We start from the raw sequence: 25,712 nt of genomic DNA on the forward strand, positions 1-25,712 counted from the left end.
ACGATTGCAACGTCAAAAAATGAGCGTTCATTCCGCACAGCCCCATTCCAGCGGGCAGATCCTGCCTTTCCGCGAATCACTTCTCGCCATGCTCGGAGTCGCTTTCGTGACCATGCTCGTGGCGCTCGACCAGACCGTGGTCGGTACCGCGTTGCCCACCATCGTCGCCGAACTCCGCGGCTTCGACCTCTATGCCTGGGTCGGCACATCCTATCTGCTCGCCTCGGTCATCACCGTGCCGGTTTTCGGCCGCCTGGGCGATTACTTCGGGCGCAAACCGTTCGTGATCGCCTCGATTATCGTCTTCACGGGCGCGTCCATGTTATGCGGTGCCGCGCACCAGATGCTCTTCCTCGTGCTGGCCCGGGGGCTTCAGGGGATCGGCGGCGGCATGCTGGTGGGCACGGCGTTCGCGTGCATTCCCGATTTGTTCCCCGATCCTCGTGTGCGACTGCGCTGGCAGGTAATCATGAGCTCCGCATTCGGCATTGCGAATGCCGTCGGGCCGTCGCTCGGCGGATTCCTGACCCAATACTACGGCTGGCGGTCGGTGTTCTACGTGAACCTGCCGATCGGGCTGCTGTCGCTGTTCTTCGTCTACCGTTTCCTCCCGCATCTGCGCAACAGCCGGCACAAGGGACGCATCCAGATCGACTGGCTCGGCGCAGCGCTGATCGCCCTGTCGCTCGGCGCATTGCAGATGTTCGTCGAAGTGCTGCCCAAGCAGGGCCTCAGCGTGGAATCGCTCGCCCTGCTGGTGCTTGCCGGGCTCTCATTTCCCGCGCTCGTTTACTGGGAGCGCAAGGCCTCGCAGCCGATGCTGCCGCTCAATATGTTTTCGAACCCGGCCCTCTCGGTGCTGTTCCTGCTCGCCGTGCTCGGCGGTTTCATCATGTTCGCACTGCTGTTCTACATGCCGCTGCTGCTGCAGGGCGGTTTCGGCATGACGCCGCAAGGCGCCGGCATGATGATCACGCCACTCGTGGTCTTCATTACGATCGGCAGTATCGTGAACGGCCGGATCGTCACTCGACTGCGCAATCCGAATGCGATGCTCCACGTCGGCTTTACCCTGCTCGGCCTCTGCTGTCTCGGCGTGGTCACCGCCACGCATCTGACACCGCAAGGGATTCTGATCCTGACCATGCTGTGCGGTGGCCTCGGGCTAGGGTTCGTGATGCCGAACCTGACCGTGTTCGGCCAGCAGGCGGCCGGGCGCGAGCATCTGGGTATCGCGACCGCGATGCTGCAGTCGCTGCGCATGGTCGGTGGCATGATCGGCACAGCCTTGACCGGTACGCTGATCGCGCATCTGTATCGCGACGGGGTGCATGCCGCACTCGATGACGCACAGGCGCAGCGCTGGTTCGGTGCTTTCGCTGATCCGCAGATCCTGATCGATCGTCACGCGCAATCAGGTCTACTGGCACAGCTCGCGCAGGCGGGGCAAAATGGCACGCTATTGCTCGATCGTGCACGAGAGTCGCTGGTCAACGGCGTTCATCTGGGGCTCGCCTGCGCAGCTATCGTGGCATTTGCCGCGCTATGGTGCTCGCGGCGGGTGCCGCCGATGAAGCTCACGCGTGCGATCGATCCGACAGTTGTCGCGGATTAGGAGGTGAACCATGTTGAACGACCGTGAGCGGATTGCGTTGATCCAGCAGTTCGGCCGTACCTATCGGGCGTTCATGTCCGCGTTCGAAGGCCGTGTCGGACAGCCGCTGCCGCGCTGGCGCGTGCTGATCGCGCTGTATGACCATGGAGGCACGCGCTCGCAGCGCCAGCTCGTCGAATATTGCCGGATCGATCCAGGGGCGCTCACGCGTCAGGTCAAGGCACTCGAGGCATTGAACTGGGTCGAGCGGCGCAGCGACGAGCGCGACAACCGCGTGACCAATGTGACGCTGACCGACGTCGGGCGCGGGGTCATCGAGGCGGGGCTGCCGCAGCGCGATGCATTCCTGGCTGAATCGATGATCAAGCTCGACGACGAGACGCTTCTCGCGCTTTCGCGCGGTCTCGCGCTGTTCGAGGCGGGCGTTTCAGAGAGCGTAGCGAATCAGGCGGCGCTCGACGTCGCCGATCCCGTCGAATAGCAGGGCTGCCCGGCATGCGTTACGCAGAGACGCAGTTCCCGGACTGGCGCATCTGCGCACTCATGCTGGTCGCGCTGGCCGGTTTGCTGGTCTGGCGCCGCGCGCCGCGCCTGCCCGCCTGGACGGCCATGGTCTTGCTGGTGGCCGGATTCTTCGAATGCCGGCTGGCGACGCGCGTCGACGAGCAGGCGGTGCGAGTCGAGTTCGGTTGGGTGCCTGTCTACTCGCGCACGATCCCGCTGGCCGATATCGTGTCGGTCGGGACGGCGCCGGGTTCAGCGCCGGCGTCCTCGTTTTCGTCCCCACTCGCGCAAAGTCCCGCGGCCGGCGCCTGGGGCTGGGGGGTGCGCCGCGATCGCGACGGCACGTTCGCCATGACGATCCGCGGATCCCAGGGTGTCGTGCTGACACTGCGCGACGGGTCGAGGCTGCGGATCGGTTCGCAGGAGCCGGGCGCGCTCGAGCAGGCGCTGCGGCACGTGTTGCCTACTGCCGGGCCGTCCGCGCGTTGTCCGGCATCGGCATGCTGAAGTTCGTCCGGAACGGGTTGATATCGAGCCCGCCGCGGCGCGTATAGCGCGCATAGATCGCGAGCCGTGTCGGCCGGCACTGGCGCTGGATATCGACGAACATCTGCTCGATGCATTGTTCGTGAAAGCCCGTGTGATTGCGAAACGAGATGATGTAGCGCAACAGCCCCGCATGGTCGATCCGCGGTCCGTTGTAGTGAATCTGCACGCTGCCCCAGTCGGGCTGGCCGGTCACCGGACAATTCGTCTTGAGCAGGTTCGAGGTCACGGTCTCCTCGACGGGCGGTTCGTCGAAATTCGCGCCGAGCAGCGACGGCGTGGGCTCGTAAATATCCGTGTCAAGATCGAGACGGTCGAGCGAGATCCCCTCGAGCTCGTCGAATTCGAGCCTGGCGAACTCTGCCGGGGACGTGAGCTGGACCTTCACCGACGCGCCCGCGACAGCCGACAGATCGGTGCGCAGGGTGCTCGCGAGCACCTCCGCCGATTCGACGACCGTTTGCGCGAATGAGCCCAGATACAGCTTGAACGACTTCGACTCGATGATATTGGGCGAATCGGCGGGCACCGCGAATGTCGCGATTGCGATCTGCGGCTTGCCGCGCGGATTCATCCACGACATTTCATAGGCATTCCAGATATCGGAGCCGAAGAACGGCAGCGATCCTGTCAGGCCGATCGGCGTGCGCCCGCGCAAGCGCTCGATCGGAAACAGCAGCGCCGGGTCGTAGTGGTCGAGGTATTGGGCAGGCTTGCCGAGTGGGGATTGATCAGGGTTCATCGTTCGATATGCCGGAAATCACATGGCCGGTCGGTGAAAAGACACTCACTGCCGATTCGCAATGACGGGTCTGGTCGTCAAAAAAGAAATCGGGCTCGAATTCGCGCAGGAAGCGGCTCTTGTCGAGCCCGCCGAGAAACATCGCCTCGTCGACGTTGATGTTCCAGGCCATCAACGTGCGGATCGCGCGTTCATGCGCGGGTGCCGAACGTGCCGTGACCAGGGCGGTGCGGATGCGCATCGGCACCGATGCGCCGGCCACGCTTTGCAGGCGATGCAGGGCTTCGAGCAGCGGCTTGAACGGACCGCCCGGCAAAGGCAGCGCCACGCGGTTCGTTTCGTGGTGCTGGAACGCGTCGAGCCCCTCTTTCTGGAAGATGCGCTCCGCTTCGTCCGAAAACAAGACCGCATCGCCGTCGAATGCGATCCGGATTTCGTTGGGGAAACTCTCGGCCTGCTTGATCGATTCGGGAAACACGCGCGCAGCGGGGTAGCCCGCCAGCAAGGCGGCGCGTACATCGTCGGGGTTGGCCGAGAGGAACAGGTTCGCGTTCAGCGCATTCAGGTATTTGAACGGCGGCCGGCCGCGCGTGAACACGCCGCGCTGGAGATGCAGGTCGTGCTTGCTCGCCGAACGGAACACCCGCAATCCGCTGACCGGGTCGTTGCGCGAGAGGATCACCACCTCGACGCGATGCGCATCCTTGTCGTTGAACTGCTGGAGCTTCTGGATCAGCGGATAGGCGACGCCGGGCTTGGCCGGCGCGTCGAGCCGCTCGAGCTGCAACTGCATATAGGGCCGGTCGTCGCCGTTGCCCGCATCGAACGCACGGTTCTCCTCCTCGAAGTCGAACAGCGCCCGCGATGAAATCGCGACCACGAGCTTGTCATCGAGCGAGAAGGGCATGCGGTTCTCCGGTTCAGGCCAGGAACAGACGATAGACCGGATTGCGGCTCTCGTCGAAGTTGGGGTAGCCGAGCGTCGTCAGGAAGGCCTCGAACATGCCGATTTCGTCGGCCGGCACCTGGATTCCGACCAGGATGCTGCTGTAGTCCGCGCCCTGATTCCGGTAATGGAACAGGCTGATGTTCCAGTTCGGGGCCATCGACGACAGGAAGCGCATCAGCGCGCCCGGCCGTTCAGGAAACTCGAAGCGGTAGAGCAGTTCGTTCTGCGCGAGCGGCGAATGGCCGCCGACCATGTAGCGGATATGCTGCTTGGACAGTTCGTCGTGCGAGAGATCGACCGTGCTGAATCCGTGCTGCTCGAAGCCCGCGCGAATCTGCTCGGTTTCGTCGCGGTTGCGGATCTGCACGCCAACGAAGATTTGCGCCTCGGCCTTGTCGGAGATCCGGTAGTTGAATTCGGTCACGCTGCGCTCGCCGAGCAGTTCACAAAACCGCTTGAAGCTGCCGCGTTCCTCGGGGATCGTGACCGCGAACACGGCTTCGCGCGACTCGCCGACTTCGGCGCGCTCGGCGACGAAGCGCAGGCGGTCGAAGTTCATGTTCGCGCCCGAGGTGATCGCGATCAACGTTTCATCCTTGATGCCTTCGCGTTCCGCATAGGCCTTGAGCCCCGCGAGGCCGAGCGCGCCGGCAGGTTCGAGCAGGCTGCGTGTGTCCTGGTAGACGTCCTTGATCGCGGCGCACAGCGCGTCGGTGTCGACCAGCACGACTTCATCGAGATGAGCCTGGCAGAGCCGGAAGGTTTCCTTGCCGGCCAGCTTGACCGCGGTGCCGTCCGAAAACAGGCCGACCTCGGCCAGCGTGATCAGCTCGCCCTTTGCGAGCGACTGGGCCATCGCCGACGAGTCCTCGGTCTGCACGCCGATGACCTTGATCGACGGGTCGAGTGCCTTGACGAATGCGCCGATTCCGGCGGCAAGGCCGCCGCCGCCGATCGGCACGAAGATCGCGTGGATCGGGCCCTGGTGCTGACGCATGATCTCCATCGCGACGGTGCCCTGGCCCGCGATCACGTCCGGGTCGTCGAACGGATGGACAAAGGTCAGGCCGCGCTCGGCCTGGATCTCGGCGGCGCGCTGGTAGGCGTCGGAATACGACTCGCCCGCCAGCACGACTTCGACAGCGTTACCGCCGTGGGTACGCACGGCGTCGATCTTGACATGGGGCGTCGTGACGGGCATCACGATCACCGCCTTGACGTTCATGCGCGCGGCCGACAACGCGACGCCCTGCGCATGGTTGCCGGCCGAGGCGGTGATCACGCCGCGCGCGAGCGCCTCGGGTGTCAGATGGGCCATCTTGTTATAGGCCCCGCGAACCTTGAACGAGAAAACAGGCTGGTTGTCCTCGCGCTTCAGGTAAATCTGGTTGCCCAGCCGTGCCGACAGATTGCGTGCGAATTCGAGTTCGGTTTCGCGCGCAGCGTCGTAGACGCGCGCGGTCAGGACTTTCTTAAGATAGTCGGGGGATTCGGCGACGGACATGGGCGGCAGGCGAAAGGGCAAAAGGGTGTCAATGATAGCGTCCCGGGCAATGGCGCGGGCCTGGGACGCCGTTGTCCGTGGTTCCGAGGGTCGCTGCTTTGGGGGGGGCTGGATGCATGACGGATAGTCGTGAAGATGCGCTCGGCACCGTGAGGATCGGTAGGCCGGTCCTATGGTGCCGCAAGTGCGTTTCCGAGCGCGCTGAGATCATGCGGCGTATCGATATCGCGGATCACGCCCGCATCGAGCGTGTCGAGGCGCCGGACCGGGAACGCCGCGAGCAGGCTGCGCGCGCCCTCGTCGCCGTCGAGTTGCGCGAGCGCGGCGCCGTGATCCGGCCCGAAGCCGACCGGATGGCCGCGCTGACCCTGGAAGAACGGCGCGACGATGGCATCGCGGGCGGCATCCGGCCCGGTCAGGGCGGTCGCGAGGTCCTCGATGGTAGCCGGCGCGATCGCCGGCATGTCGGCGAGCGCGACGAGCCAGCCCGGCGCGTCGGCCGAGGCGCGCACGGCCGCGGCAAGCGCCGCGCCCATGCCGCGCTCGGCATCGCTGCTGACAATGACCTCGCAACCCGCATCCGCGAGCACCTTGCGCAGGGTCGCCGAATGGATCGACCCGGGTTCGCCGGGGCGCACCACCGCGATGACTCGCGACAGCACCACGCGCATACGCCGCGCCGCCACGAAGGCGACCGGCAGGCCGCGGCTCGGCCCGGCGGGCAGGGGTTCGGTCAGCTTGTTGCGCAGGCCGGCCGGGTCGAAGCGCGAGCCCAGGCCGGCGGCGAGCAGGATGCCGACGGGCAGGTCGGGACGGTGACGGGTAACGTGGCGCATGAATTCCTCCTGTGGGGATTGTCTCATTGATAGGGAGGGGAGCCCCGCTCATAGAAACGAACTTCCGCTCATGGACGCAAACCCCCGCTCATAGACGCGCCCCCCGCTCACGGACGCAAATCCCGCTCATGGATGCATCTCCCCGCGAGCGCTTGTGCCGGCGACGGATCGCACACGGCCACGTCAGGGGCGGACCGTCGCCTCGGGGCACACCCCCCGGGGCGTGTCCTCTTGCTCCGGGGCACATAACCCTGTTCTTTCAAGGGCAAACACGGAGGGTGCCGATGAAGTACAATCGACTCTCAAGAAAAGGACCCCGCAATGCTTTGGCAGCCAGCCCTTTCCCGTCATGTTCCGGCCCACGAGCGCACAAGTCGCTCGGCCGTCGCACGCCCGCTGCTGCTTCTGCTGTTCCGATCGTGGCGTTCGACCCATTCCTGCAGGCGCTGACACAGTCAGCGTTCACGCCCAGACTGGTTGTCGCACCCGTGTCCCCGGGATGCCGGGTTCCGCCGCCAGCCAGCCAAGCAATCCGCGCGTATCGCGCGCCGCCGGCCCCGACCTGACCTCGGGCCTGGTTAAATAAGATCGTCGAATATGAACGCTCCCCAAGTCTTCGAACCGCTGACGCCCAATACTGCCGTCGCAGTTGCCCTGCACGAAAACGGTCCGCGCCTTCGCGAGATTCCCTATAACTACACTTCGTTCTCCGATCGCGAAATCGTGATTCGCCTGCTCGGCGACGAAGCCTGGCGGGCGCTCGACGAGTTGCGCAGCGAGCGGCGGACCGGCCGTTCGGCACGCATGCTCTATGAAGTGCTCGGCGATATCTGGGTGGTTCAGCGCAATCCGTACCTCCAGGACGACCTGCTCGATAATCCGAAGCGACGCGCGCTGCTCGTCGACGCGCTCTATCACCGCCTGAGCGAGATCGAAAAGCGTCGCAAGGCCGACCTCCACTCGCACAACGACGACACGGGGCGCGACCGCGCCGCGCGCGTCGAGACGCTGGTGAATGCCGCCCGGCGCGCGGTCGAATCGTTCAAGGCGCAGTTCGAAAAGACGTACGACCTGCGCAAGCGCGCGACCCGGGTGCTCGGGCGGGTCACGCGGAAAGACAACATCAAGTTCGACGGCCTCTCACGCGTCTCGCACGTGACCGATGCGACCGACTGGCGCGTCGAATATCCGTTCGTCGTGCTCACGCCCGATAGCGAGGCCGAGATCGCCGGCATGATCAAGGCCTGCTTCGAGCTTGGTCTGACGGTGATTCCGCGCGGGGGCGGCACCGGTTATACGGGCGGCGCGATTCCGCTCACGCCGTTTTCCGCCGTCATCAATACCGAAAAGCTCGAGCAGCTCGACGCGGTCGAACTGAGTGACCTGCCGGGCGTCGATCACAAGGTCGCGACGATCTTCTCCGGTGCGGGTGTCGTCACGCGGCGCGTGACCGAGGCGGCCGAAGCCGCCGGCTATGTGTTCGCGGTGGACCCGACCTCGCTCGACGCCTCCTGCATCGGCGGCAACATCTCGATGAATGCGGGCGGCAAGAAGGCGGTGCTCTGGGGCACCGCGCTGGACAACCTCGCCTGGTGGCGGATGGTCGACCCCGAGGGCAACTGGCTCGAAGTCACGCGGCTCGACCACAATCTCGGCAAGATTCACGATATCGAGGTCGCACGTTTCGAACTCAAGTGGTTCAACGGCAACGACGCGCCGGGCCAGACGCTGCTGCGCACCGAGACGCTCGAGATCCCGGGCCGGCGTTTCCGCAAGGAAGGCCTCGGCAAGGACGTGACCGACAAATTCCTCGCGGGCCTGCCGGGCATCCAGAAGGAAGGCTGCGACGGCCTGATCACGAGCGGCCGCTGGATCCTGCACAAGATGCCCGCGCATACGCGCACGGTCTGCCTCGAGTTCTTCGGTCAGGCGCGCGACGCGATTCCGAGCATCGTCGAGATCAAGGACTTCCTGTTCGAAACCTCGAAGCAGGGCGGCGCGATTCTCGCGGGCCTCGAACATCTCGACGAGCGCTATCTGCGTGCGGTCGGCTATGCGACCAAGAGCAAGCGCAATGCGTTTCCGAAGATGGTGCTGATCGGCGATATCGTCGGCGACGATGCCGATGCCGTGGCCGCGGCGACCTCCGAAGTGGTGCGCATGGCCAACGGCAAGAGCGGCGAAGGGTTTGTCGCGGTCAATGCCGAGGCGCGCAAGCGCTTCTGGCTCGACCGCTCGCGTACCGCGGCGATTGCCAAGCATACCAATGCGTTCAAGATCAACGAAGACGTCGTGATTCCGCTCAACCGCATGGGCGAATACACCGATGCGATCGAACGGATCAACATCGAGCTCTCGAACAAGAACAAGCTCGAGCTGCTCGACGCGCTCGAGACCTTCTTCCGGTCCGGCAACCTGCCGCTCGGCAAGAGCGACGATGCCAACGAAATCCCGAGCGCGGAGCTGCTCGAAGACCGGGTGAACCAGGCGATCGAATTGCTTCAGCGCGTGCGTGCGCGCTGGCGCTATCTGCAGGACAACCTCGACAGGCCGCTCGCCACCGCGCGCGACGAACTGCCGGCGCTCGGTTATGAATCGCTTGTCGAGAACTTCGCGAAGCGTCTCGAGACCCAGCCTGACGCGAATGTGTTCCATCTCGCCCAGGACCGGACCCTGCGCGTGTCCTGGAAACAAGAGGTGCGCGGTGAGTTGCGCCAGATCTTCAACGGCGGCGAGTTCAAGCCGATCCTCGATGAGGCCCAGGCGATCCACAAGCGCGTGTTGCGCGCCCGCGTGTTCGTCGCCTTGCATATGCATGCGGGCGACGGCAACGTGCATACGAACATCCCGGTGAACTCGGACAACTACGCGATGCTCCAGGACGCGCATCAGGCGGTCGCGCGAATCATGCGCATTGCCCGTTCGCTCGACGGCGTGATCTCGGGCGAGCACGGCATCGGCATCACCAAGCTCGAGTTCCTGACCGACGAGGAGCTCAGCGAATTCCGCGCGTACAAGCTCCGGGTCGATCCCGAGGGGCGTTTCAACAAGGGCAAGCTGCTCGGCGGCGCCGACCTGCGCAATGCCTATACGCCGAGCTTCGGCCTGATGGGCTATGAATCGCTGATCATGCAGCAGAGCGATATCGGGGCGATCGCCGACAGCGTCAAGGACTGCCTGCGCTGCGGCAAGTGCAAGCCGGTCTGCGCGACGCACGTGCCGCGCGCGAACCTGCTCTACAGCCCGCGTAACAAGATCCTCGCGACCTCGTTGCTGATCGAGGCGTTTCTCTACGAAGAGCAGACGCGGCGCGGTGTGTCGATCAAGCACTGGGACGAGTTCAACGATGTGGCCGACCATTGCACGGTCTGCCACAAATGCCTGACACCGTGCCCGGTCAAGATCGATTTCGGCGACGTCACGATGAATATGCGCAACCTGTTGCGCAAGATGGGCAAGAAGAAGTTCAACCCGGGCTCCGCCTCGGCCATGTTCTTCCTGAACGCGACCAACCCGAACACGATCAAGCTGACCCGCAAGGTCATGATCGACTGGGGCTACAAGTTCCAGCGCCTCGGCAACGATACGCTGAAGAAGCTCGCGCGCAAGCAGACCGCGGCACCGCCGGCGACGGTCGGCAAGCCGCCGGTCGTCGAACAGGTGATCCACTTCATCAACAAGAAGATGCCGGGTAACCTGCCGAAGAAGACCGCACGCGCGCTGCTCGACATCGAGGACGACAAGATCGTGCCGATCATCCGCAACCCGGCCGGTACGAGCGTCGATTCGGAAGCGGTGTTCTATTTCCCGGGCTGCGGGTCGGAGCGGCTGTTCTCCCAGGTCGGGCTTGCGACGCAGGCGATGCTCTGGCACGTCGGCGTGCAGACCGTGTTGCCGCCGGGCTATCTGTGCTGCGGCTATCCGCAGCGCGGCGCGGGCCAGTACGACAAGGCCGAGAAGACCGTGACCGACAACCGCGTGTTGTTCCACCGGGTGGCGAACACGCTGAACTATCTCGACATCAAGACCGTCGTCGTCTCGTGCGGCACCTGCTACGACCAGCTCGCGGGTTACGAGTTCGAGAAGATCTTCCCGGGTTGCCGGATCATCGACATTCACGAGTTCCTGCTCGAGAAGCAGGTCAAGCTCGAAGGCGCGACAGGGGTCCGCTATATGTATCACGACCCCTGCCATACGCCGATCAAGACGATGGACCCGACCAAGCTCGTCAACCAGTTGATGACGAGCGGCGATAACGGCGGCTACACGATCGAAAAGAACGATCGCTGCTGCGGCGAGTCGGGCACGCTGGCCGTCACGCGGCCCGATGTGTCGACGCAGGTGCGCTTCCGCAAGCAGGAGGAAATGGAGAAGGGCACCGCCAAAGTTCGCAAGGACGGCTATGAAGGCGAGGTCAAGATCCTGACGAGCTGCCCATCATGCCTGCAGGGCTTGTCGCGCTATGAAGGCGATGTGAGTGTCGAGGCCGACTATATCGTCGTCGAGATCGCGCGCAATCTGCTCGGTGAGAACTGGATGGCCGACTATGTCGCGAAGGCCAATTCGGGCGGCATCGAGCGCGTGCTTGTTTGAACGAAGTCGTCGAACGTCCGGATCTGGAGGATCGAGGTCTGGACGCTGCACAGTTGAGACGGGGAAAATATCAGTGGAACCCGAGGGAATATCGATGGCCTGCGTATTCTGTGATTCGGAGGGAGGGGTGGTGCTCTGGCGCGACGCCTCGATGCGCGTCGTGCTGGCGGACGAAGCCGGCTATCCGGGCTTTTGCCGGGTGATCTGGAATGCGCATGTTGCCGAGTTCAGCGACCTCGACGCGGGCTCGCGCATGCAGATGATGGAGGCGGTCGCCGCGGTCGAGCGCGCCGTGCGCCGGGCGATGAAGCCCGGCAAGGTCAACCTCGCGAGTCTAGGCAATCAGGTTCCGCATCTGCACTGGCACGTGATCCCGCGGTATGCGGACGACGCGCATTTCCCCAAGCCGGTCTGGGCATCGCCCGAGCGCGACGTCGCCGAGGTCCGGATCCATGAACGCCAGGCGCTTGCCCGCGGCCTGCACGATGCGGTGAATCTGGAAATGCGCAGCGTAGCGGCGCCAAGTGGAGAGCTTTGATGAATGCACGTACTCCCGTACCTTCGGGTCTTGTCCTGCACAAGCAGTCGAAGGTGCTCGAAGTCCAGTATGAGGATGGCCGTTCGTATCGGCTCCCGTTCGAGTTGCTGCGCGTCATGTCGCCGTCGGCCGAAGTGAAGGGGCACGGTCCCGGTCAGGAAACATTGCAGACCGGCAAGCGCGAAGTGGTGCTCGCCGGACTCGCGCCAGTCGGCCACTATGCGGTCCAGTTGATGTTTTCGGATGGGCACGATACCGGCATCTACACTTGGGACTATCTGTATACGCTCGCGACGCGGCAGGATGAAATCTGGGCCGACTACTTCGCAAAACTCGTCGCCGCGGGGCTCGATCGCGATGCGCCGATGAAGCCGGGCGGCGCGCACGGCCACGGCCACGGCTGCGCGCACTGAGCGGTGGCCGGCGCCGAGCGATCCTCGTGGAGCTATCCCAAGTCCGGCCTGCGAAGGTAACATCGCGCCTATCTTCTGGGGAGCATTCAATAATGAGCAAAACGCACTTCGGTTTCGAAAGCGTCGACGAGAACGCGAAGGCAGACAAGGTCGCCGGGGTGTTTCATTCGGTTGCGTCGAAGTACGACGTGATGAACGACATGATGTCGGCCGGCATGCACCGCTTGTGGAAAGCCTTCACGATCGCGCAGGCCGCCGTGCGGCCGGGCTTCAAGGTGCTCGACATCGCGGGCGGCACGGGCGATCTCGCCAAGGCGTTCGCGAAACAGGCCGGCCCGTCCGGCGAAGTCTGGCTGACCGACATCAACGAATCGATGCTGCGCGTGGGCCGCGACCGCCTGCTCGACAAGGGCTTGATCACCCCGGCCATGCTCTGCGACGCCGAAAAGATCCCGCTGCCCGACAATTATTTCGATGTGGTGACCGTGGCGTTCGGGCTGCGCAACATGACCCACAAGGACGTCGCGCTGGCGGAGATGCGCCGCGTGCTCAAGCCGGGCGGCAAGCTGCTCGTGCTCGAATTTTCGAAGGTGTGGGCGCCGCTCTCGAAGGCTTACGACTTGTATTCGTTCAAGGTGCTGCCGTTTCTGGGCAAGAAGATCGCGGGCGATGCCGACAGCTATCGTTACCTCGCCGAATCGATTCGCATGCATCCCGACCAGGACACGCTCAAGACGATGATGGAAGGTGCCGGGCTCGATCGCGTGAGTTACTACAATCTGTCGGCCGGCGTGGTCGCCCTGCACGTCGGGGTGAAGTTCTGACCGTGCGTCACCGTCGTGGCAATTCTGGTGGTGAATCGGGCGGCAATCCGCGCGCCTATCCGGGCAACCATCGCGGTTCGCTGCCATCGTCCTCTAGAATGGCAACTCCTGGCCGCTGTCGCCGCCTTCCCGAGTGCCTATGCGATCGCTCATGACCGTCGCCGCGAACCCCCTGATTGCCGTCGTCAACCATCTGCTGGCCCGTGAGAGCTGGGCACGTGCGAAGCTGCTTCCCTATGCGGGGCGCCGTGCACGCGTGCGCATGCCGGTCGGTGCGCTCGACGTCGTCGTGCTCGCGGACGGCCTGCTCGGCCCGGTCTTGCCGGCCGTCTCCGCCGATGCGAGCGGTGACGCTTCAGACTCGGCACACGCTGCGCCGGAGGTCTTCGACGTGACGATCACGGTCGAGGCGAGCGCCGCCCCGGCCTTTCTGTCGGGCGGGCAGGCGGGTGCGATGAAATATGTGCGAATCGACGGTGATGCCGAGTTCGCGACCGCGCTCGGTTATCTCGCCGAGCATCTGCGCTGGGAGCCCGAGGAAGATCTCGCGAAGCTGGTCGGCGACGCCGGTGCGCATCGTGCCGCGACGTTCGCGCGCGAGATCGTCGATCGCACGCGCCGCACGGGCCGCAACCTGCTCGAATCGGTCGCCGAGTTCCTGCTCGACGAGGATCCGCAACTCGTCCGCCGCGGTGAACTCGAGACGCTGGTGGCCGATCTCACACGCATGCGCGACGATGTCGCCCGGTTCGAAAAACGCATCGAGCGGCTCGAACGCGAGGCACCCAGGGCGAGGAGGGCGACCGTCCCCGCGACAGCGTCCATCCCCGCATCCGCGCCTGCGTCGGCTGACGCCCCCGCCGAGACCGCGCCGGCCAAACCGAATCCTCCGGACGGAACACACTGATGCGCGTGCTGCGTTCGATCAAGATTTTTTACACCATCTTCATCTACGGTCTGGACGAGATGGTGTTGTCGCTGTTCCGCGGACGCATGATGCGACTGCTCGTACGGACCGTCACCTTCGGCCGCCGGCTCGACATGCCGCGCGGCGTACGCCTGCGGCTCGCGCTCGAAAGCCTCGGGCCGATCTTCGTCAAGTTCGGCCAGGTGCTCTCGACGCGCCGCGACCTGCTTGCGCCGGACCTCGCGATCGAGCTCGCGAAGCTCCAGGACCAGGTGCCCCCGTTCAGTTCCGCACTGGCGATCGCGATCATCGAGAAATCGCTCGGCAAACCGATCGCCGAGATCTTCGATGAGTTCGAGGCCGTGCCGGTCGCGAGCGCATCGATTGCGCAGGTCCATTTCGCGCGAATCAAGCATGGTCCGCACGCGGGCAAGGCAGTCGCGATCAAGGTGTTGCGGCCCAATATGCTGCCCGTGATCGACAGCGATCTCGCGCTGATGGCCGATCTCGCGCGCTGGGCCGAACGGCTCTGGGCCGATGGCAAACGGCTGCGCCCGCGCGAGGTGGTCGCGGAATTCGACAAGTACCTGCACGACGAACTCGACCTGATGCGCGAGGCCGCGAACGCGAGCCAGCTGCGGCGCAATTTCGTGGGCCTCGATTTGCTGCTCGTGCCCGAGATGTACTGGGAATTCTGCACGCAGCAGGTGCTCGTCATGGAACGGATGGTCGGGGTGCCGATCAGCCAGGTCGATACCCTGCGCGCGGCCGGGGTCGACATACCGCGCCTCGCGCGCGAAGGCGTCGAGATCTTCTTTACACAGGTGTTCCGAGACGGCTTTTTCCATGCGGACATGCACCCGGGCAATATCCAGGTGAGCCTCGACAACGAAAGCTTCGGCCGGTATATCGCGCTCGATTTCGGCATCGTCGGGGCGCTCTCGGATTTCGACAAGAACTACCTCGCGCAGAACTTCCTGGCGTTCTTCAAGCGCGACTATCATCGCGTCGCGACGCTGCATCTCGAATCGGGCTGGGTACCACCCGATACGCGTGTCGAAGAACTCGAGGGGGCCATCCGCGCGGTCTGCGAACCTTATTTCGACAAGGCGCTCAAGGACATCTCGCTCGGCCAGGTCCTGCTGCGTCTGTTCCAGACCTCACGGCGCTTCCAGGTCGAGATCCAGCCGCAACTGGTGCTGCTGCAGAAGACCCTGCTGAACGTCGAAGGCCTCGGCCGCGAACTCGACCCCGAGCTCGATCTCTGGCAGACCGCGAAGCCCTATCTCGAACGCTGGATGACCGAGCAGATCGGCCCGCGCGGGTGGATCGAACGGCTCAAGATCGAGATCCCGCAGTGGAGCAAGACCCTGCCGCAACTGCCCCGGCTGATCCATCAGGCCCTGTCGGACGCGAAAGACGAGTTCACCGACAGCGATGCGCTGATGAAAGCCGTGCTCATCGAGCAGCAGCGCATGAACCGCGCGCTGCATGCGCTGTTGTTGTTCCTGCTCGCGGTCGGTATCGGCATGGTGGTCGCCAAGCTCTGGTCGAACTGGTTCGGCGGCTGAAAGCGGCGGGCCGCCGGGCCACGTGCCTGGCGCGCACTGCTCGCGCTTCGTGTGAGTCTCGTTCGCGGCCTTGCGCCACGCTTTGCCTCTTTCATCCTTTTTTTCACCTTGCGCCGCCAAAATCCCCCGCAAACCCCCGCTCGCATATTGCAATCTGCCATTCCGTCTATAATTCAGGGTTTTGCGTCACCTGCCAGGGAATCCAGTCATGCCGATCTATGCTTACCGTTGCGAGTCGTGTGGTCTTGCGCAAGACATGCTTCGCAAGATATCCGATCCGCCCTTGTCCATCTGCCCCGAGTGCGGCAAGGACACGTTTCGCAAGCAGGTCACGGCGGCTGGCTTCCAGTTGAAGGGCAGCGGGTGGTATGTCACGGACTTCCGCAATAATGGCAATGCGCCCGCGAAGGGCGGCAAGAAGGACGGCGAAAGCGGCACGGCTGCGCCAGCCGCCGCGGCTGAGGGTGCCTCGGCCGGCAGTGGCGACGGGGGCGACAAGGCAGGGGCGGGCGCCAAGTCGGGCGGTTCCAGCGGCGACTCGGGCAGCAGTTCCGGCAGCAACGCGGCTTCAGGCGCTGCCGGCGGCTCGGGCGCGTCCGGCTCGTCGCCGGCACCCGCTTCGAGTTCCGGCAGCACGTCGTCTTCCGGTGGCATGACCTCTTCCTAGGCTTATCGATGACTGCAAAGACGGCGAAGACAATCAAGAAAGTCACGCTCAAGACGTATTTCCTGACGGGTTTGCTGGTCCTGGTGCCGCTCGCGATCACCCTGTGGGTGCTCGGCCTCGTGATCGGCACGATGGACCAGACACTGAACCTGCTGCCGAGCTCGTGGCAGCCCGAACGTCTGCTCGGCTTCAACCTGCCGGGTATCGGCGCGTTGCTGACGCTGGTCTTTATCTTCATCGTCGGGCTGCTGGCCCAGAACTTCATCGGCCAGACGCTCGTGAAATGGTGGGAAACGCTGCTCGCCCACATTCCGGTCGTCGGTCCGCTCTACACGAGCGTCAAGCAGGTGTCCGACACGCTGCTCTCGAGCAACGGCAATGCATTTCGCAAGGCCTTGCTGATCGAGTACCCGCGCAAGGGCAGCTATACGATCGCTTTCATGACCGGCATTCCGAGCGGCGAGGTGGCGAGCCATCTCGAAAGCGAACACGTGAGCGTCTACATTCCGACGACACCGAACCCGACGTCCGGTTTCTTCCTGATGTTGCCGCGTGCCGAGGTCGTCGAACTCGACATGACGGTCGATGCCGCACTGAAGTACATCGTGTCGATGGGGGTGGTCGCTCCGGTCACCCCGGTACGGCGGCCGATCGATCCGCCGCTGTGAATGAACATCCGTGGTGACCGTCTTGCGTGACCGTCATCTGGCCAATACCGAAGCAACGAAGCAATTAGACCGAAAGTCCATATCATGTCGATGAGAACTCAATACTGCGGGCTCGTAACCGAAGCCCTGCTCGGCCAGACCGTTTCACTGTGTGGTTGGGTGCATCGCCGTCGCGACCATGGTGGCGTGATCTTCATCGACCTGCGCGACCGTGAGGGTCTGGTTCAGGTCGTCTGCGACCCGGATCGCGCGGAGATGTTCGCCGTGGCCGAAGGCGTGCGCAACGAATACTGCGTGCGCGTGACCGGTCTCGTGCGCGCGCGTCCGTCCGGCACCGAGAATGCCGGCCTGAACAGCGGCAAGATCGAAGTACTGTGCCACGAGCTCGAAGTGCTCAACGCGTCGGTGACGCCGCCGTTCCAGCTCGACGACGACAACCTGTCGGAAACCACGCGCCTCACGCATCGGGTGCTCGATCTGCGCCGCCCGCAGATGCAGCAGAATCTCAAGCTGCGCTACCGTGTCGCGATGGAAGTGCGCAAGTACCTCGATGCGCAAGGCTTCATCGACATCGAAACGCCGATGCTCACGAAGAGCACGCCGGAAGGCGCGCGCGACTACCTCGTACCGTCGCGTGTGAACCCCGGCCATTTCTTCGCACTGCCGCAGTCGCCGCAGCTGTTCAAGCAGATGCTGATGGTCGCGAACTTCGACCGCTACTACCAGATCGTCAAGTGCTTCCGCGACGAAGACCTGCGCGCCGATCGCCAGCCCGAGTTCACGCAGATCGATTGCGAAACCTCGTTCCTGACCGAGCAGGAGATTCGCGACCTGTTCGAGCAGATGATCCGTACCGTGTTCAAGAACACGATGAATGTGGACCTCGGCGATTCGTTCCCCGTCATGAAGTACGAGGAAGCGATGCGCCGCTTTGGCTCCGACAAGCCCGACCTGCGCGTGAAGCTCGAATTCACCGAGCTGACCGACATCATGAAGGATGTCGACTTCAAGGTGTTCAGTTCGCCCGCCAACACGAAGGACGGCCGCGTCGCGGCGCTGCGCGTGCCCCAGGGCAGCGAACTCACGCGCGGCGATATCGACAGCTACACCGACTTCGTGAAGATCTACGGCGCGAAGGGCCTCGCATGGATCAAGGTCAATGAAGTCGCGAAGGGCCGCGACGGCCTGCAAAGCCCGATCGTCAAGAACCTGCACGATGCCGCAATTGCCGCGATCATCGAGCGGACCGGCGCACAGGACGGCGACATCATTTTCTTCGCCGCGGACCGCGCGAAGGTTGTCAACGACAGCCTCGGCGCCTTGCGCCTGAAGATCGGTCATTCCGAATTCGGCACTGAGAAGGGCCTGGCGGAACAGGCATGGCGGCCGCTGTGGGTGGTCGACTTCCCGATGTTCGAGTACGACGAGGACAACGCCCGCTGGGTGGCGGCTCACCATCCGTTCACGAGCCCGAAGGACGAGCACGTCGACTATCTCGAAGCCGATCCGGGCCGCTGCCTCGCGAAAGCGTACGACATGGTGCTGAACGGCTGGGAAATTGGCGGCGGTTCCGTGCGGATCCACCGTGAAGAGATGCAGAGCAAGGTGTTCCGCGCGATGAAGATCGGTGCGGAAGAAGCCCGCGAAAAGTTCGGCTTCCTGCTCGACGCGCTGCAATATGGCGCGCCGCCGCACGGCGGGATCGCCTTCGGCCTGGATCGCATCGTCACGATGATGGCCGGCGCCGATTCGATCCGCGACGTGATCGCCTTCCCGAAAACCCAGCGCGCACAGTGCCTGCTGACCCAGGCGCCGAGCGAAGTCGACGAAAAGCAATTGCGCGAGTTGCATATCCGGCTGCGTCAGCCCGAGCCGGCGAAACAGGCGTAGTTCGAGTCGAACGGCGACGGCAGAGCTGTCGCCGCAGGGGTTCAGTGAAGCCCCCCGGAACGAAAACGAGACCCCACGTCTTTCGAGGCGTGGGGTTTTGTCGTTCAACGATCGACGAAAGCTCGCCACTCACTTGCCACACTCACTGCCCGCTTGCCTGCTATCGTTATGGTGTTCGAACTTCGACAAGCGCAATGCGGCCCTTCAAAATCCCAGAATCCGTCCTCGTCGTGGTCCACACCGTCGAGCTCGAGGTGCTGTTGATCGAACGCGCCGACCGGGTGGGCTTCTGGCAATCGGTCACCGGTTCGAAAGATCGCCTCGACGAACCGCTTGCGGCGGTTGCCGCGCGTGAGGTGGCCGAGGAGACCGGCATCCTGGTCGGCACGCCCGACGTGCCGGCGAGCGCACTGGTCGACTGGCGGCATACGATCGACTACGAGATCTATCCGATCTGGCGACATCGCTACGAACTTGGCGTGGTGCGCAACACCGAGCACTGGTTCGGCCTGACCTTGCAGGGCGAATGCGAGATCACCCTTGCGCCGGGCGAACACACCGCCCATGTCTGGCTACCCTACCGCGACGCTGCGGCCCGCTGTTTCTCGCGCTCGAATGCGGAGGCGATCCTCCAGTTGCCCGACCGCCTGCGAGCCACCGCATGACGAACGAGACGCCGGTCCTGCAGGACGCCAACGAGCTGGAAGTCCCGGGCGGCGAATTCAACCGCGCCCTGGTGCGCAGCCGCCGTGGGGCGCGCCTGCGTTTCTCGGCTGGCAATCGGCTTCGCCTGTTTCAATCGGGTACGGACTATTTCGCCACACTGATCGAGCGGATCCGGACCGCACGCAAGACCGTCGTGCTCGAGGTCTATATGTTCTGTGCCGATGCCGCGGGAGCCCAGGTCTCGGCCGCGCTTGTCGAAGCGGCGCGGCGCGGCCTGTCGGTGCGCGTCATCACCGATGGTGTCGGCACGGCGCAGAATCTGCCCTACTACGACGACTGGCGGGCGCACGGTGTGCGGTTCCGGATCTTCAATCCGCACCTGTTCGGCCGTTTCGGTTTCTCTCGCACGCACCGCAAGATTGCGTCGATCGACGGCGAGATCGCCTTCGTCGGCGGCATCAATATCGTCGACGACTTGGAAAACGAGGGCGTGAAACTCGATCAGCCGCGCTGGGATTTCGCGCTCGAGATCGCCGGTCCCGTCGCGGCCGAGGTCCATGCCGCGTTCGAGCAGCAGTGGCAGCGACTCGACTCGAACCCGGTCCGCGCCACCTTGCGCCGTACGCTGACCTTCGTGCGCGACGGCGGGCCCGCGCGCGTGGAGGCGCCGCCGAGCCCGCCACAGCTTGCCTTTGTCGCACGCGACAACCTGAACCGGCGCCGCACGATCGAACGGGCCTACTTGCACGCGATTGGCCATGCGCGCGAGGAAATCGTGCTCGCCAATCCCTATTTCATGCCCGGCCACAAGCTGCGCGGCGCGCTGGTCAGCGCCGCGAAGCGTGGCCTGCGTGTCAAGCTGCTGATCGGGCGCAAGGAATTCCGTTTGCTCGACTATGCGGTGCCGCTGCTCTACGGCATGCTGCTGCGCGCCGGCGCCCAGATCGCCGAGTACGACAAGACGATGCTGCACGGCAAGGTCGCGGTGATCGACGGGAGCTGGGCGACGGTCGGCTCGTCGAACCTCGATGCCCTGAGCCTCCTGCTCAATCACGAGGCCAATGTCATCATCGCCAACGCCCCGGAAGTCGGCGAATTGCGCGACGCGATCCTCGCGGCGTTCGAGGAGTCGCCCAAGATCGACCCGCGGCTCTATGCGGCGCGGCCTCTTCCGGAGCGCCTGCTGAATTGGTTCACCTATAACGCCTACCGCGTGGCAATGAAAATGCTGACGGTGGGCGAGTACGACTAACAGTCGGCCGCCGGTTAGACCCCCGTTTCTAATAAAGTGCTTGTGACTAAGGCGGCTGGAGACACACAATAGTACGGCCGTTCTTTTTTAAGGGCATGAACGGTTGATCGATTGAAAAAGAGGCTATGCGAAAAGGCGAACAAACGCGGGCTGCCATTCTTGACGCAGCGTTGGAACTGGCGAGCCGGGATGGTCTGGAGGGACTGACCATCGGCCTGCTCGCGGAACGCATGCAGATGAGCAAGAGCGGTGTGTTCGCACACTTCGGCTCGCGCGAGGATTTGCAGGTGGAAGTCGTCAAGGAATACCACCGCCGTTTCGAGCAGGAAGTGTTCTATCCGGCACTGAAGGAGGCGCGCGGCCTGCCGCGCCTGCACGCGATGATGTGGCGCTGGATCGACAAGCGCGTGCAGGAAGTGACGACCGGCTGCATTTACATCAGCGGCGCCGTCGAGTACGACGATCGCGCCGAAAGCCCGGTTCGGGTCGAACTCGTACACAGCGTGACGATCTGGCGCAACGCGCTGCTGCGCGCGATTCGCCAGGCGATGGAGGAAGGCCATCTGCGGGCCGATACCGATCCGCAGATGATGCTGCTCGAACTGTACAGCCTGACACTTGGCCTGCACCACGACGGGCGCTTCCTGCGCTTGCCCGATGCTGTCGAGCTGACGCGCCGCGCACTCGAGAAGCAATTCGATTCGTATCGGAGCGGCGCCACCACGCGGTAGACCGCAGCGGTGCTGTTCGACAAGCTCGATAATCCTGGAGAGACACATGGGTCAGTACGCCGCGCCACTGCGCGATATGCAATTCGTCCTGCACGAACTGCTCGACGTCGAAAGCGAACTCAAGCAGATGCCCGCGTATGCGGAGATCGACGCCGACACCGTCAATCAGGTGATCGAGGCAGCCGGCAAGTTTTGCGCCGACGTGATTTTTCCGTTGAACCAGAGCGGCGACCTCGAAGGCTGCCACTGGAACGACGGCGAGGTCACGACGCCCAAGGGCTTCAAGCAGGCCTATCGACAGTATGTCGAAGCAGGCTGGCCCGCGTTGGCCTGCAACCCCGACTTTGGCGGGCAGGGCCTGCCGAGGTTCGTCAACAACGCCTTGTTCGAAATGGCAAACTCGGCGAACCAGGCCTGGACCATGTACCCGGGTCTCTCGCACGGCGCCTATGAGTGCCTGCATACGCATGGCACCGACGAGCAGAAGCGGGTCTACCTTGCGAAGCTCGTCTCCGGCGAATGGACCGGCACCATGTGCCTCACCGAGCCGCATTGCGGCACCGACCTCGGCATGCTGCGCACGAAGGCCGAGCCGCAGGCCGACGGCACCTACCGGATCACCGGCACCAAGATCTTCATCTCGAGCGGCGAGCATGACCTCGCCGAGAACATCGTCCACCTCGTGCTCGCACGCCTGCCCGACGCGCCGGTCGGCACGAAGGGCATTTCGCTGTTCGCGGTGCCCAAGTTCAATCCGACGGCCGACGGCGGGATCGGTGCGCGCAACGGCATCAAGTGCGGCTCGATCGAGCACAAGATGGGCATCCACGGTAATTCGACCTGCGTGATGAATCTCGACGATGCGCTCGGCACGCTCGTCGGCGAGCCGAACAAAGGGCTCAATGCGATGTTCGTGATGATGAATGCCGCGCGCCTCGGCGTCGGCATGCAGGGTCTCGGCTTGACTGAGGTCGCCTATCAGAACTCGCTGGCCTACGCGAGGGAACGCCTGCAGATGCGTTCGCTGAGCGGTCCGAAAGCGCCGGACAAGCCAGCCGACCCGATCATCGTGCATCCCGATGTGCGTCGGATGCTGCTGACGCAAAAGGCCTATGCCGAGGGCGGTCGCGCATTCTCATACTGGATCGCGCTGCAGATCGACAAGGAACTGTCGCACGAGGACGAGAGCGTCCGCAAGGATGCGGCCGACCTCGTCGCGCTGCTTACACCGATCATCAAGGCCTTCCTGACGGACAACGCATTCGAGTCGACCAATCATGCGCTGCAGGTGTTCGGCGGCCACGGCTTCATCCGCGAATGGGGCATGGAGCAGTACGTGCGCGACGCCCGGATCAACATGATCTACGAGGGCACGAACACGATCCAGTCGCTCGATCTGCTCGGTCGCAAAGTACTCGGCGACATGGGCGCGAAGATGAAGAAGTTTGGTCGCATCGTGCAGGACTTCGTCGAGCAGGAAGGCGTGAAATCGGAGATGCAGGAGTTCATCAACCCGCTCGCCGACGTCGGTGAAAAGCTGCAAAAGCTGACCATGGAAATTGGCATGAAGGCGATGGCCAACCCCGACGAAATCGGCGCGGCCGCGGTGCCTTACCTGCGGGTCGCGGGCCACGTCGTATTCGCGTACTTCTGGGCACGCATGGCGCGTATCGCGCTCGACAAGCAGGCGAACGACGATCCCTTCTACAAGTCGAAGCTCGCGACCGCACGTTTCTATTTCGCGAAACTGCTGCCCGAGACGGCCTTCCAGATCCGCGCGGCGCGCGCCGGCGTCAAGCCGCTGATGGATCTCGAAGCCGAACTGTTCTGACCTGTCCAATCCGGAGAATTCCTGTGAGCAATCTGATCATTCGCAAGGTCGCGGTACTCGGCGCCGGCGTGATGGGAGCGCAGATCGCCGCGCACCTCGTCAACGCGAAGGTGCCGGTCCTGCTGTTCGACCTGCCCGCGAAAGAAGGCCCGAAAAACGCGATCGCGCTCAAGGCGATCGAGAACCTCAAGAAGCTGAGCCCGGCACCCTTCGGCATCAAGGAAGACGCGCAGTACATCGAGCCCGCGAACTACGAGGAGGACCTCGACAAGCTCAAGGATTGTGACCTCGTGATCGAGGCGATCGCCGAACGCATGGACTGGAAGCACGACCTCTACAAGAAGGTCGCGCCCGCGCTCGGCGCGAATGCGATCTTCGCATCGAACACGTCGGGCCTCTCGATCACGGCCTTGTCCGAAGGATTCGACGACACGCTCAAGGCGCGCTTTTGCGGCGTGCACTTCTTCAACCCGCCGCGCTACATGCATCTGGTCGAACTGATCCCGACCGCGACGACCGCGCCGGCGATCCTCGACGATCTCGAAACCTTCCTGACGAGCGTGGTCGGCAAGGGCGTCGTGCGCGCGAAGGACACGCCGAACTTCATCGCGAATCGTGTCGGGATCTTCTCGATCCTCGCCGTGGTCGCCGAAGCGGGCAAGTTCGGTCTGGGCTTCGACGTGGTCGACGACCTGACCGGTGCACGCCTGGGCCGCGCGAAGTCCGCGACGTTCCGCACGGCCGACGTGGTCGGTCTCGACACGATGGCCCACGTGATCAAGACGATGCAGGACACGCTCGCCGACGATCCGTTCTACCCTGTCTACCAGACGCCGGCCGTGCTCAAGGCGCTGGTCGAGAAGAATGCGCTGGGGCAGAAGAGCGGCGCGGGCTTTTACAAGAAGGAAGGCAAGGTCATCAAGGTGCTCGACCCGGTCAAGGGCGAGTATGTCGAGTCCGCCGGCAAGGCCGACGAACTCGTGGGCCGCATCCTCAAGCGGCCGCCGGCCGAGCGCCTCAAGCTGCTGCGCGAATCGGAGAACGCACAGGCGCAGTTCCTGTGGTCGATCTTCCGCGACGTGTTCCACTACATCGCCGTCCATCTCGAATCGATTGCCGACAACGCACGCGATGTCGACCTCGCGATCCGCTGGGGTTTCGGCTGGAACGAAGGCCCGTTCGAGGGCTGGCAGGCCGCGGGCTGGCAGCAGGTTGCCGAGTGGGTCAAGGCCGATATCGAGGCGGGCAAGGCGCTTGCGAACGTGCCGCTGCCGGCCTGGGTGTTTGCTGGCAAAGTGGCCGAGAACAAGGGCGTGCATGCGGCGGCCGGTTCCTATTCGCCCGCGGCGGACGACTTCGTGCCGCGCAGCGCACTGGCGGTCTACGAGCGCCAGGTCTTCCGTGCGCCCGTATTCGGCGCGGCGGCCGCGGACCCACTCAAGTACGGCAAGACCCTGTTCGAGACGGATACCGTGCGTGCGTGGGTCGACGATCGCGCGGGCGAGGACGATGTCGTGATCGTCTCGTTCAAGAGCAAGATGAACACGATCGGACCGTCGGTGCTCGACGGCATCGCCCAGGCGATCGGCCTCGCCGAGCAGTCGTACAAGGGCGTCGTGATTTGGCAGCCGACCTCGCTGAAACTCGGCACGCCGGGCGGCCCGTTCTCGGCGGGCGCGAACCTCGAGGAGGCGATGCCGGCCTTCATGTCGGGCGGCGCGAAGGGGATCGAACCGTTCGTCAAGAAGTTCCAGGACGGCATGATGCGCATCAAGTACGCGAACGTGCCGGTGGTCGCCGCGGTGGCGGGCATCGCGCTCGGCGGCGGCTGCGAACTGTCGCTGCATAGCGCGAAGCGTGTCGCGCATGTCGAGAGCTACTTCGGTCTGGTCGAAATCGGCGTGGGTCTCGTGCCGGCCGGCGGCGGTCTCAAGGAAGCCGCGCTGCGCGCGGCCGAGGCCGCGCAAGCCGCCGACAGCAACAACTATCTGCAATTCCTGACGAAGTCGTTCACCAACGCGGCCACCGCGAAGGTCTCGACCTCGGCGCTCGAGGCGCGCACGATGGGCTACCTGAAGCCGTCGGACACGATCGTATTCAATGTGTTCGAACTGCTGCACACGGCCAAGCGTGAAGCACGGGCGCTCGCCGAGGCCGGCTATCGTCCGCCGCTGCGCGCACGCGCGATTCCGGTCGCGGGACGCGCGGGCATCGCGACGATCAGGGCGCAGCTCGTCAATATGCGTGATGGCCGCTTTATCTCGGCACATGACGACCTGATCGCGGGCAAGATCGCCGAATGCGTATGCGGTGGCGATATCGAGACGGGCAGTCTCGTCGATGAGGAATGGCTGCTCAAACTCGAGCGCAAGGCCTTTGTCGAACTGCTCGGCATGGCCAAGACGCAGGAACGGATCATGGGCCTGTTGCAGACCGGCAAACCGGTCCGCAACTAAGCGCAAACA

At 64.0% G+C, this 25,712-nt stretch carries 21 protein-coding genes; 17 read left to right on the top strand and 4 right to left on the bottom strand.

Annotated elements, in window-relative coordinates:
* Positions 1 to 19: 19 nt before the first annotated feature.
* From HV670_RS04175 to HV670_RS04185, 3 genes are read left to right on the top strand one after another with little or no spacing between them, the layout of a single operon-like run.
* Entirely contained in the window at positions 20 to 1,615 is a 1,596-nt protein-coding gene (locus tag HV670_RS04175; protein ID WP_175103395.1) for an MFS transporter, read from the top strand.
* 13 nt (positions 1,616 to 1,628) lie between these two features.
* A complete protein-coding gene (locus HV670_RS04180; RefSeq protein WP_175103652.1) occupies positions 1,629 to 2,096 on the top strand; it encodes a MarR family winged helix-turn-helix transcriptional regulator in 468 nt (155 codons plus the stop codon).
* Between the two features lie 14 nt (positions 2,097 to 2,110).
* Positions 2,111 to 2,626, top strand: coding sequence for a hypothetical protein (locus HV670_RS04185; protein ID WP_175103396.1), 516 nt, complete (start codon positions 2,111 to 2,113; stop codon positions 2,624 to 2,626).
* On the opposite strand, the gene queF is transcribed toward HV670_RS04185, so the two are convergent.
* From queF to HV670_RS04205, 4 genes are all read right to left on the bottom strand, one after another.
* The gene (queF, locus tag HV670_RS04190; protein ID WP_175103397.1) at positions 2,583 to 3,407 is read right to left on the bottom strand and encodes an NADPH-dependent 7-cyano-7-deazaguanine reductase QueF; all 825 of its coding nucleotides are present in this window, start codon (positions 3,405 to 3,407) and stop codon (positions 2,583 to 2,585) included. The genes HV670_RS04185 and queF overlap by 44 nt on opposite strands.
* A complete protein-coding gene (locus HV670_RS04195) occupies positions 3,397 to 4,314 on the bottom strand; it encodes a 5'-nucleotidase (RefSeq protein WP_175103398.1) in 918 nt (305 codons plus the stop codon). The genes queF and HV670_RS04195 overlap by 11 nt, the downstream gene beginning before the upstream one ends.
* A gap of 13 nt (positions 4,315 to 4,327) precedes the next feature.
* Positions 4,328 to 5,860, bottom strand: a complete 1,533-nt coding sequence (ilvA, locus tag HV670_RS04200) for a threonine ammonia-lyase, biosynthetic (protein ID WP_175103399.1) — start codon at positions 5,858 to 5,860, stop codon at positions 4,328 to 4,330.
* 170 nt (positions 5,861 to 6,030) lie between these two features.
* Positions 6,031 to 6,696 (bottom strand): nucleotidyltransferase family protein, encoded by a 666-nt coding sequence (locus HV670_RS04205; protein WP_175103400.1) that lies wholly within the window; start codon positions 6,694 to 6,696, stop codon positions 6,031 to 6,033.
* A gap of 597 nt (positions 6,697 to 7,293) precedes the next feature.
* Here HV670_RS04205 and HV670_RS04210 point away from each other — a divergent pair.
* The 14 genes from HV670_RS04210 to HV670_RS04275 all read left to right on the top strand — a co-directional run bounded on the left by HV670_RS04210 (position 7,294) and on the right by HV670_RS04275 (position 25,703).
* The gene (locus tag HV670_RS04210) at positions 7,294 to 11,289 is read left to right on the top strand and encodes a DUF3683 domain-containing protein (protein ID WP_175103401.1); all 3,996 of its coding nucleotides are present in this window, start codon (positions 7,294 to 7,296) and stop codon (positions 11,287 to 11,289) included.
* Between the two features lie 94 nt (positions 11,290 to 11,383).
* Positions 11,384 to 11,827, top strand: coding sequence for an HIT family protein (locus tag HV670_RS04215; protein WP_175103402.1), 444 nt, complete (start codon positions 11,384 to 11,386; stop codon positions 11,825 to 11,827).
* Complete coding sequence (locus HV670_RS04220; protein WP_175103403.1) at positions 11,827 to 12,240, top strand: gamma-butyrobetaine hydroxylase family protein; 414 nt, start codon at positions 11,827 to 11,829, stop codon at positions 12,238 to 12,240. Before HV670_RS04215 ends, HV670_RS04220 begins: the two co-directional genes overlap by 1 nt.
* Positions 12,241 to 12,332: 92 nt before the next feature.
* Positions 12,333 to 13,064: a bifunctional demethylmenaquinone methyltransferase/2-methoxy-6-polyprenyl-1,4-benzoquinol methylase UbiE gene (gene ubiE, locus HV670_RS04225; RefSeq protein WP_175103404.1), complete on the top strand. Its 732-nt coding sequence runs from the start codon at positions 12,333 to 12,335 to the stop codon at positions 13,062 to 13,064.
* Between the two features lie 151 nt (positions 13,065 to 13,215).
* Entirely contained in the window at positions 13,216 to 13,971 is a 756-nt protein-coding gene (locus tag HV670_RS04230) for a ubiquinone biosynthesis accessory factor UbiJ (RefSeq protein ID WP_175103653.1), read from the top strand.
* Positions 13,971 to 15,542 carry a ubiquinone biosynthesis regulatory protein kinase UbiB gene (gene ubiB / locus HV670_RS04235; RefSeq protein ID WP_175103405.1) on the top strand — a complete coding sequence of 524 codons (1,572 nt, stop codon included), beginning with the start codon at positions 13,971 to 13,973 and terminating at the stop codon, positions 15,540 to 15,542. The genes HV670_RS04230 and ubiB overlap by 1 nt, the downstream gene beginning before the upstream one ends.
* A gap of 208 nt (positions 15,543 to 15,750) precedes the next feature.
* On the top strand, positions 15,751 to 16,209 hold the full coding sequence (locus HV670_RS04240) for an FmdB family zinc ribbon protein (protein ID WP_175103406.1): 459 nt from the start codon (positions 15,751 to 15,753) through the stop codon (positions 16,207 to 16,209).
* 8 nt (positions 16,210 to 16,217) lie between these two features.
* A complete protein-coding gene (locus HV670_RS04245) occupies positions 16,218 to 16,877 on the top strand; it encodes a DUF502 domain-containing protein (RefSeq protein WP_175103407.1) in 660 nt (219 codons plus the stop codon).
* An 84-nt stretch (positions 16,878 to 16,961) separates the two neighbouring features.
* Positions 16,962 to 18,767, top strand: a complete 1,806-nt coding sequence (gene aspS, locus HV670_RS04250; protein WP_175103408.1) for an aspartate--tRNA ligase — start codon at positions 16,962 to 16,964, stop codon at positions 18,765 to 18,767.
* 194 nt (positions 18,768 to 18,961) lie between these two features.
* Positions 18,962 to 19,432 carry a dihydroneopterin triphosphate diphosphatase gene (gene nudB, locus HV670_RS04255; protein WP_175103409.1) on the top strand — a complete coding sequence of 157 codons (471 nt, stop codon included), beginning with the start codon at positions 18,962 to 18,964 and terminating at the stop codon, positions 19,430 to 19,432.
* Positions 19,429 to 20,685: a cardiolipin synthase ClsB gene (clsB, locus tag HV670_RS04260; protein ID WP_175103410.1), complete on the top strand. Its 1,257-nt coding sequence runs from the start codon at positions 19,429 to 19,431 to the stop codon at positions 20,683 to 20,685. Before nudB ends, clsB begins: the two co-directional genes overlap by 4 nt.
* 125 nt (positions 20,686 to 20,810) lie before the next feature.
* A complete protein-coding gene (locus HV670_RS04265) occupies positions 20,811 to 21,416 on the top strand; it encodes a TetR/AcrR family transcriptional regulator (protein ID WP_175103411.1) in 606 nt (201 codons plus the stop codon).
* Between the two features lie 46 nt (positions 21,417 to 21,462).
* Positions 21,463 to 23,247, top strand: a complete 1,785-nt coding sequence (locus tag HV670_RS04270; protein WP_175103412.1) for an acyl-CoA dehydrogenase C-terminal domain-containing protein — start codon at positions 21,463 to 21,465, stop codon at positions 23,245 to 23,247.
* A gap of 23 nt (positions 23,248 to 23,270) precedes the next feature.
* Complete coding sequence (locus tag HV670_RS04275) at positions 23,271 to 25,703, top strand: 3-hydroxyacyl-CoA dehydrogenase/enoyl-CoA hydratase family protein (protein WP_175103413.1); 2,433 nt, start codon at positions 23,271 to 23,273, stop codon at positions 25,701 to 25,703.
* The last annotated feature ends 9 nt before the right edge of the window (positions 25,704 to 25,712 follow it).

Origin of the sequence: Pararobbsia alpina (assembly GCF_902859895.1) — a bacterium.
Classification (GTDB): Bacteria; Pseudomonadota; Gammaproteobacteria; order Burkholderiales; family Burkholderiaceae; genus Pararobbsia; species Pararobbsia alpina.

Coding starts and splice junctions, on each gene's coding strand:
- HV670_RS04175 (WP_175103395.1), top strand. CDS start 20: ATGAGCGTTCATTCCGCACAGCCCCATTCCAGCGGGCAGATCCTGCCT.
- HV670_RS04185 (WP_175103396.1), top strand. CDS start 2,111: ATGCGTTACGCAGAGACGCAGTTCCCGGACTGGCGCATCTGCGCACTC.
- queF (WP_175103397.1), bottom strand. CDS start 3,407: ATGAACCCTGATCAATCCCCACTCGGCAAGCCTGCCCAATACCTCGAC.
- HV670_RS04195 (WP_175103398.1), bottom strand. CDS start 4,314: ATGCCCTTCTCGCTCGATGACAAGCTCGTGGTCGCGATTTCATCGCGG.
- ilvA (WP_175103399.1), bottom strand. CDS start 5,860: ATGTCCGTCGCCGAATCCCCCGACTATCTTAAGAAAGTCCTGACCGCG.
- HV670_RS04205 (WP_175103400.1), bottom strand. CDS start 6,696: ATGCGCCACGTTACCCGTCACCGTCCCGACCTGCCCGTCGGCATCCTG.
- HV670_RS04210 (WP_175103401.1), top strand. CDS start 7,294: ATGAACGCTCCCCAAGTCTTCGAACCGCTGACGCCCAATACTGCCGTC.
- HV670_RS04215 (WP_175103402.1), top strand. CDS start 11,384: ATGGCCTGCGTATTCTGTGATTCGGAGGGAGGGGTGGTGCTCTGGCGC.
- HV670_RS04220 (WP_175103403.1), top strand. CDS start 11,827: ATGAATGCACGTACTCCCGTACCTTCGGGTCTTGTCCTGCACAAGCAG.
- ubiE (WP_175103404.1), top strand. CDS start 12,333: ATGAGCAAAACGCACTTCGGTTTCGAAAGCGTCGACGAGAACGCGAAG.
- HV670_RS04230 (WP_175103653.1), top strand. CDS start 13,216: ATGACCGTCGCCGCGAACCCCCTGATTGCCGTCGTCAACCATCTGCTG.
- ubiB (WP_175103405.1), top strand. CDS start 13,971: ATGCGCGTGCTGCGTTCGATCAAGATTTTTTACACCATCTTCATCTAC.
- HV670_RS04240 (WP_175103406.1), top strand. CDS start 15,751: ATGCCGATCTATGCTTACCGTTGCGAGTCGTGTGGTCTTGCGCAAGAC.
- HV670_RS04245 (WP_175103407.1), top strand. CDS start 16,218: ATGACTGCAAAGACGGCGAAGACAATCAAGAAAGTCACGCTCAAGACG.
- aspS (WP_175103408.1), top strand. CDS start 16,962: ATGTCGATGAGAACTCAATACTGCGGGCTCGTAACCGAAGCCCTGCTC.
- nudB (WP_175103409.1), top strand. CDS start 18,962: ATGCGGCCCTTCAAAATCCCAGAATCCGTCCTCGTCGTGGTCCACACC.
- clsB (WP_175103410.1), top strand. CDS start 19,429: ATGACGAACGAGACGCCGGTCCTGCAGGACGCCAACGAGCTGGAAGTC.
- HV670_RS04265 (WP_175103411.1), top strand. CDS start 20,811: ATGCGAAAAGGCGAACAAACGCGGGCTGCCATTCTTGACGCAGCGTTG.
- HV670_RS04270 (WP_175103412.1), top strand. CDS start 21,463: ATGGGTCAGTACGCCGCGCCACTGCGCGATATGCAATTCGTCCTGCAC.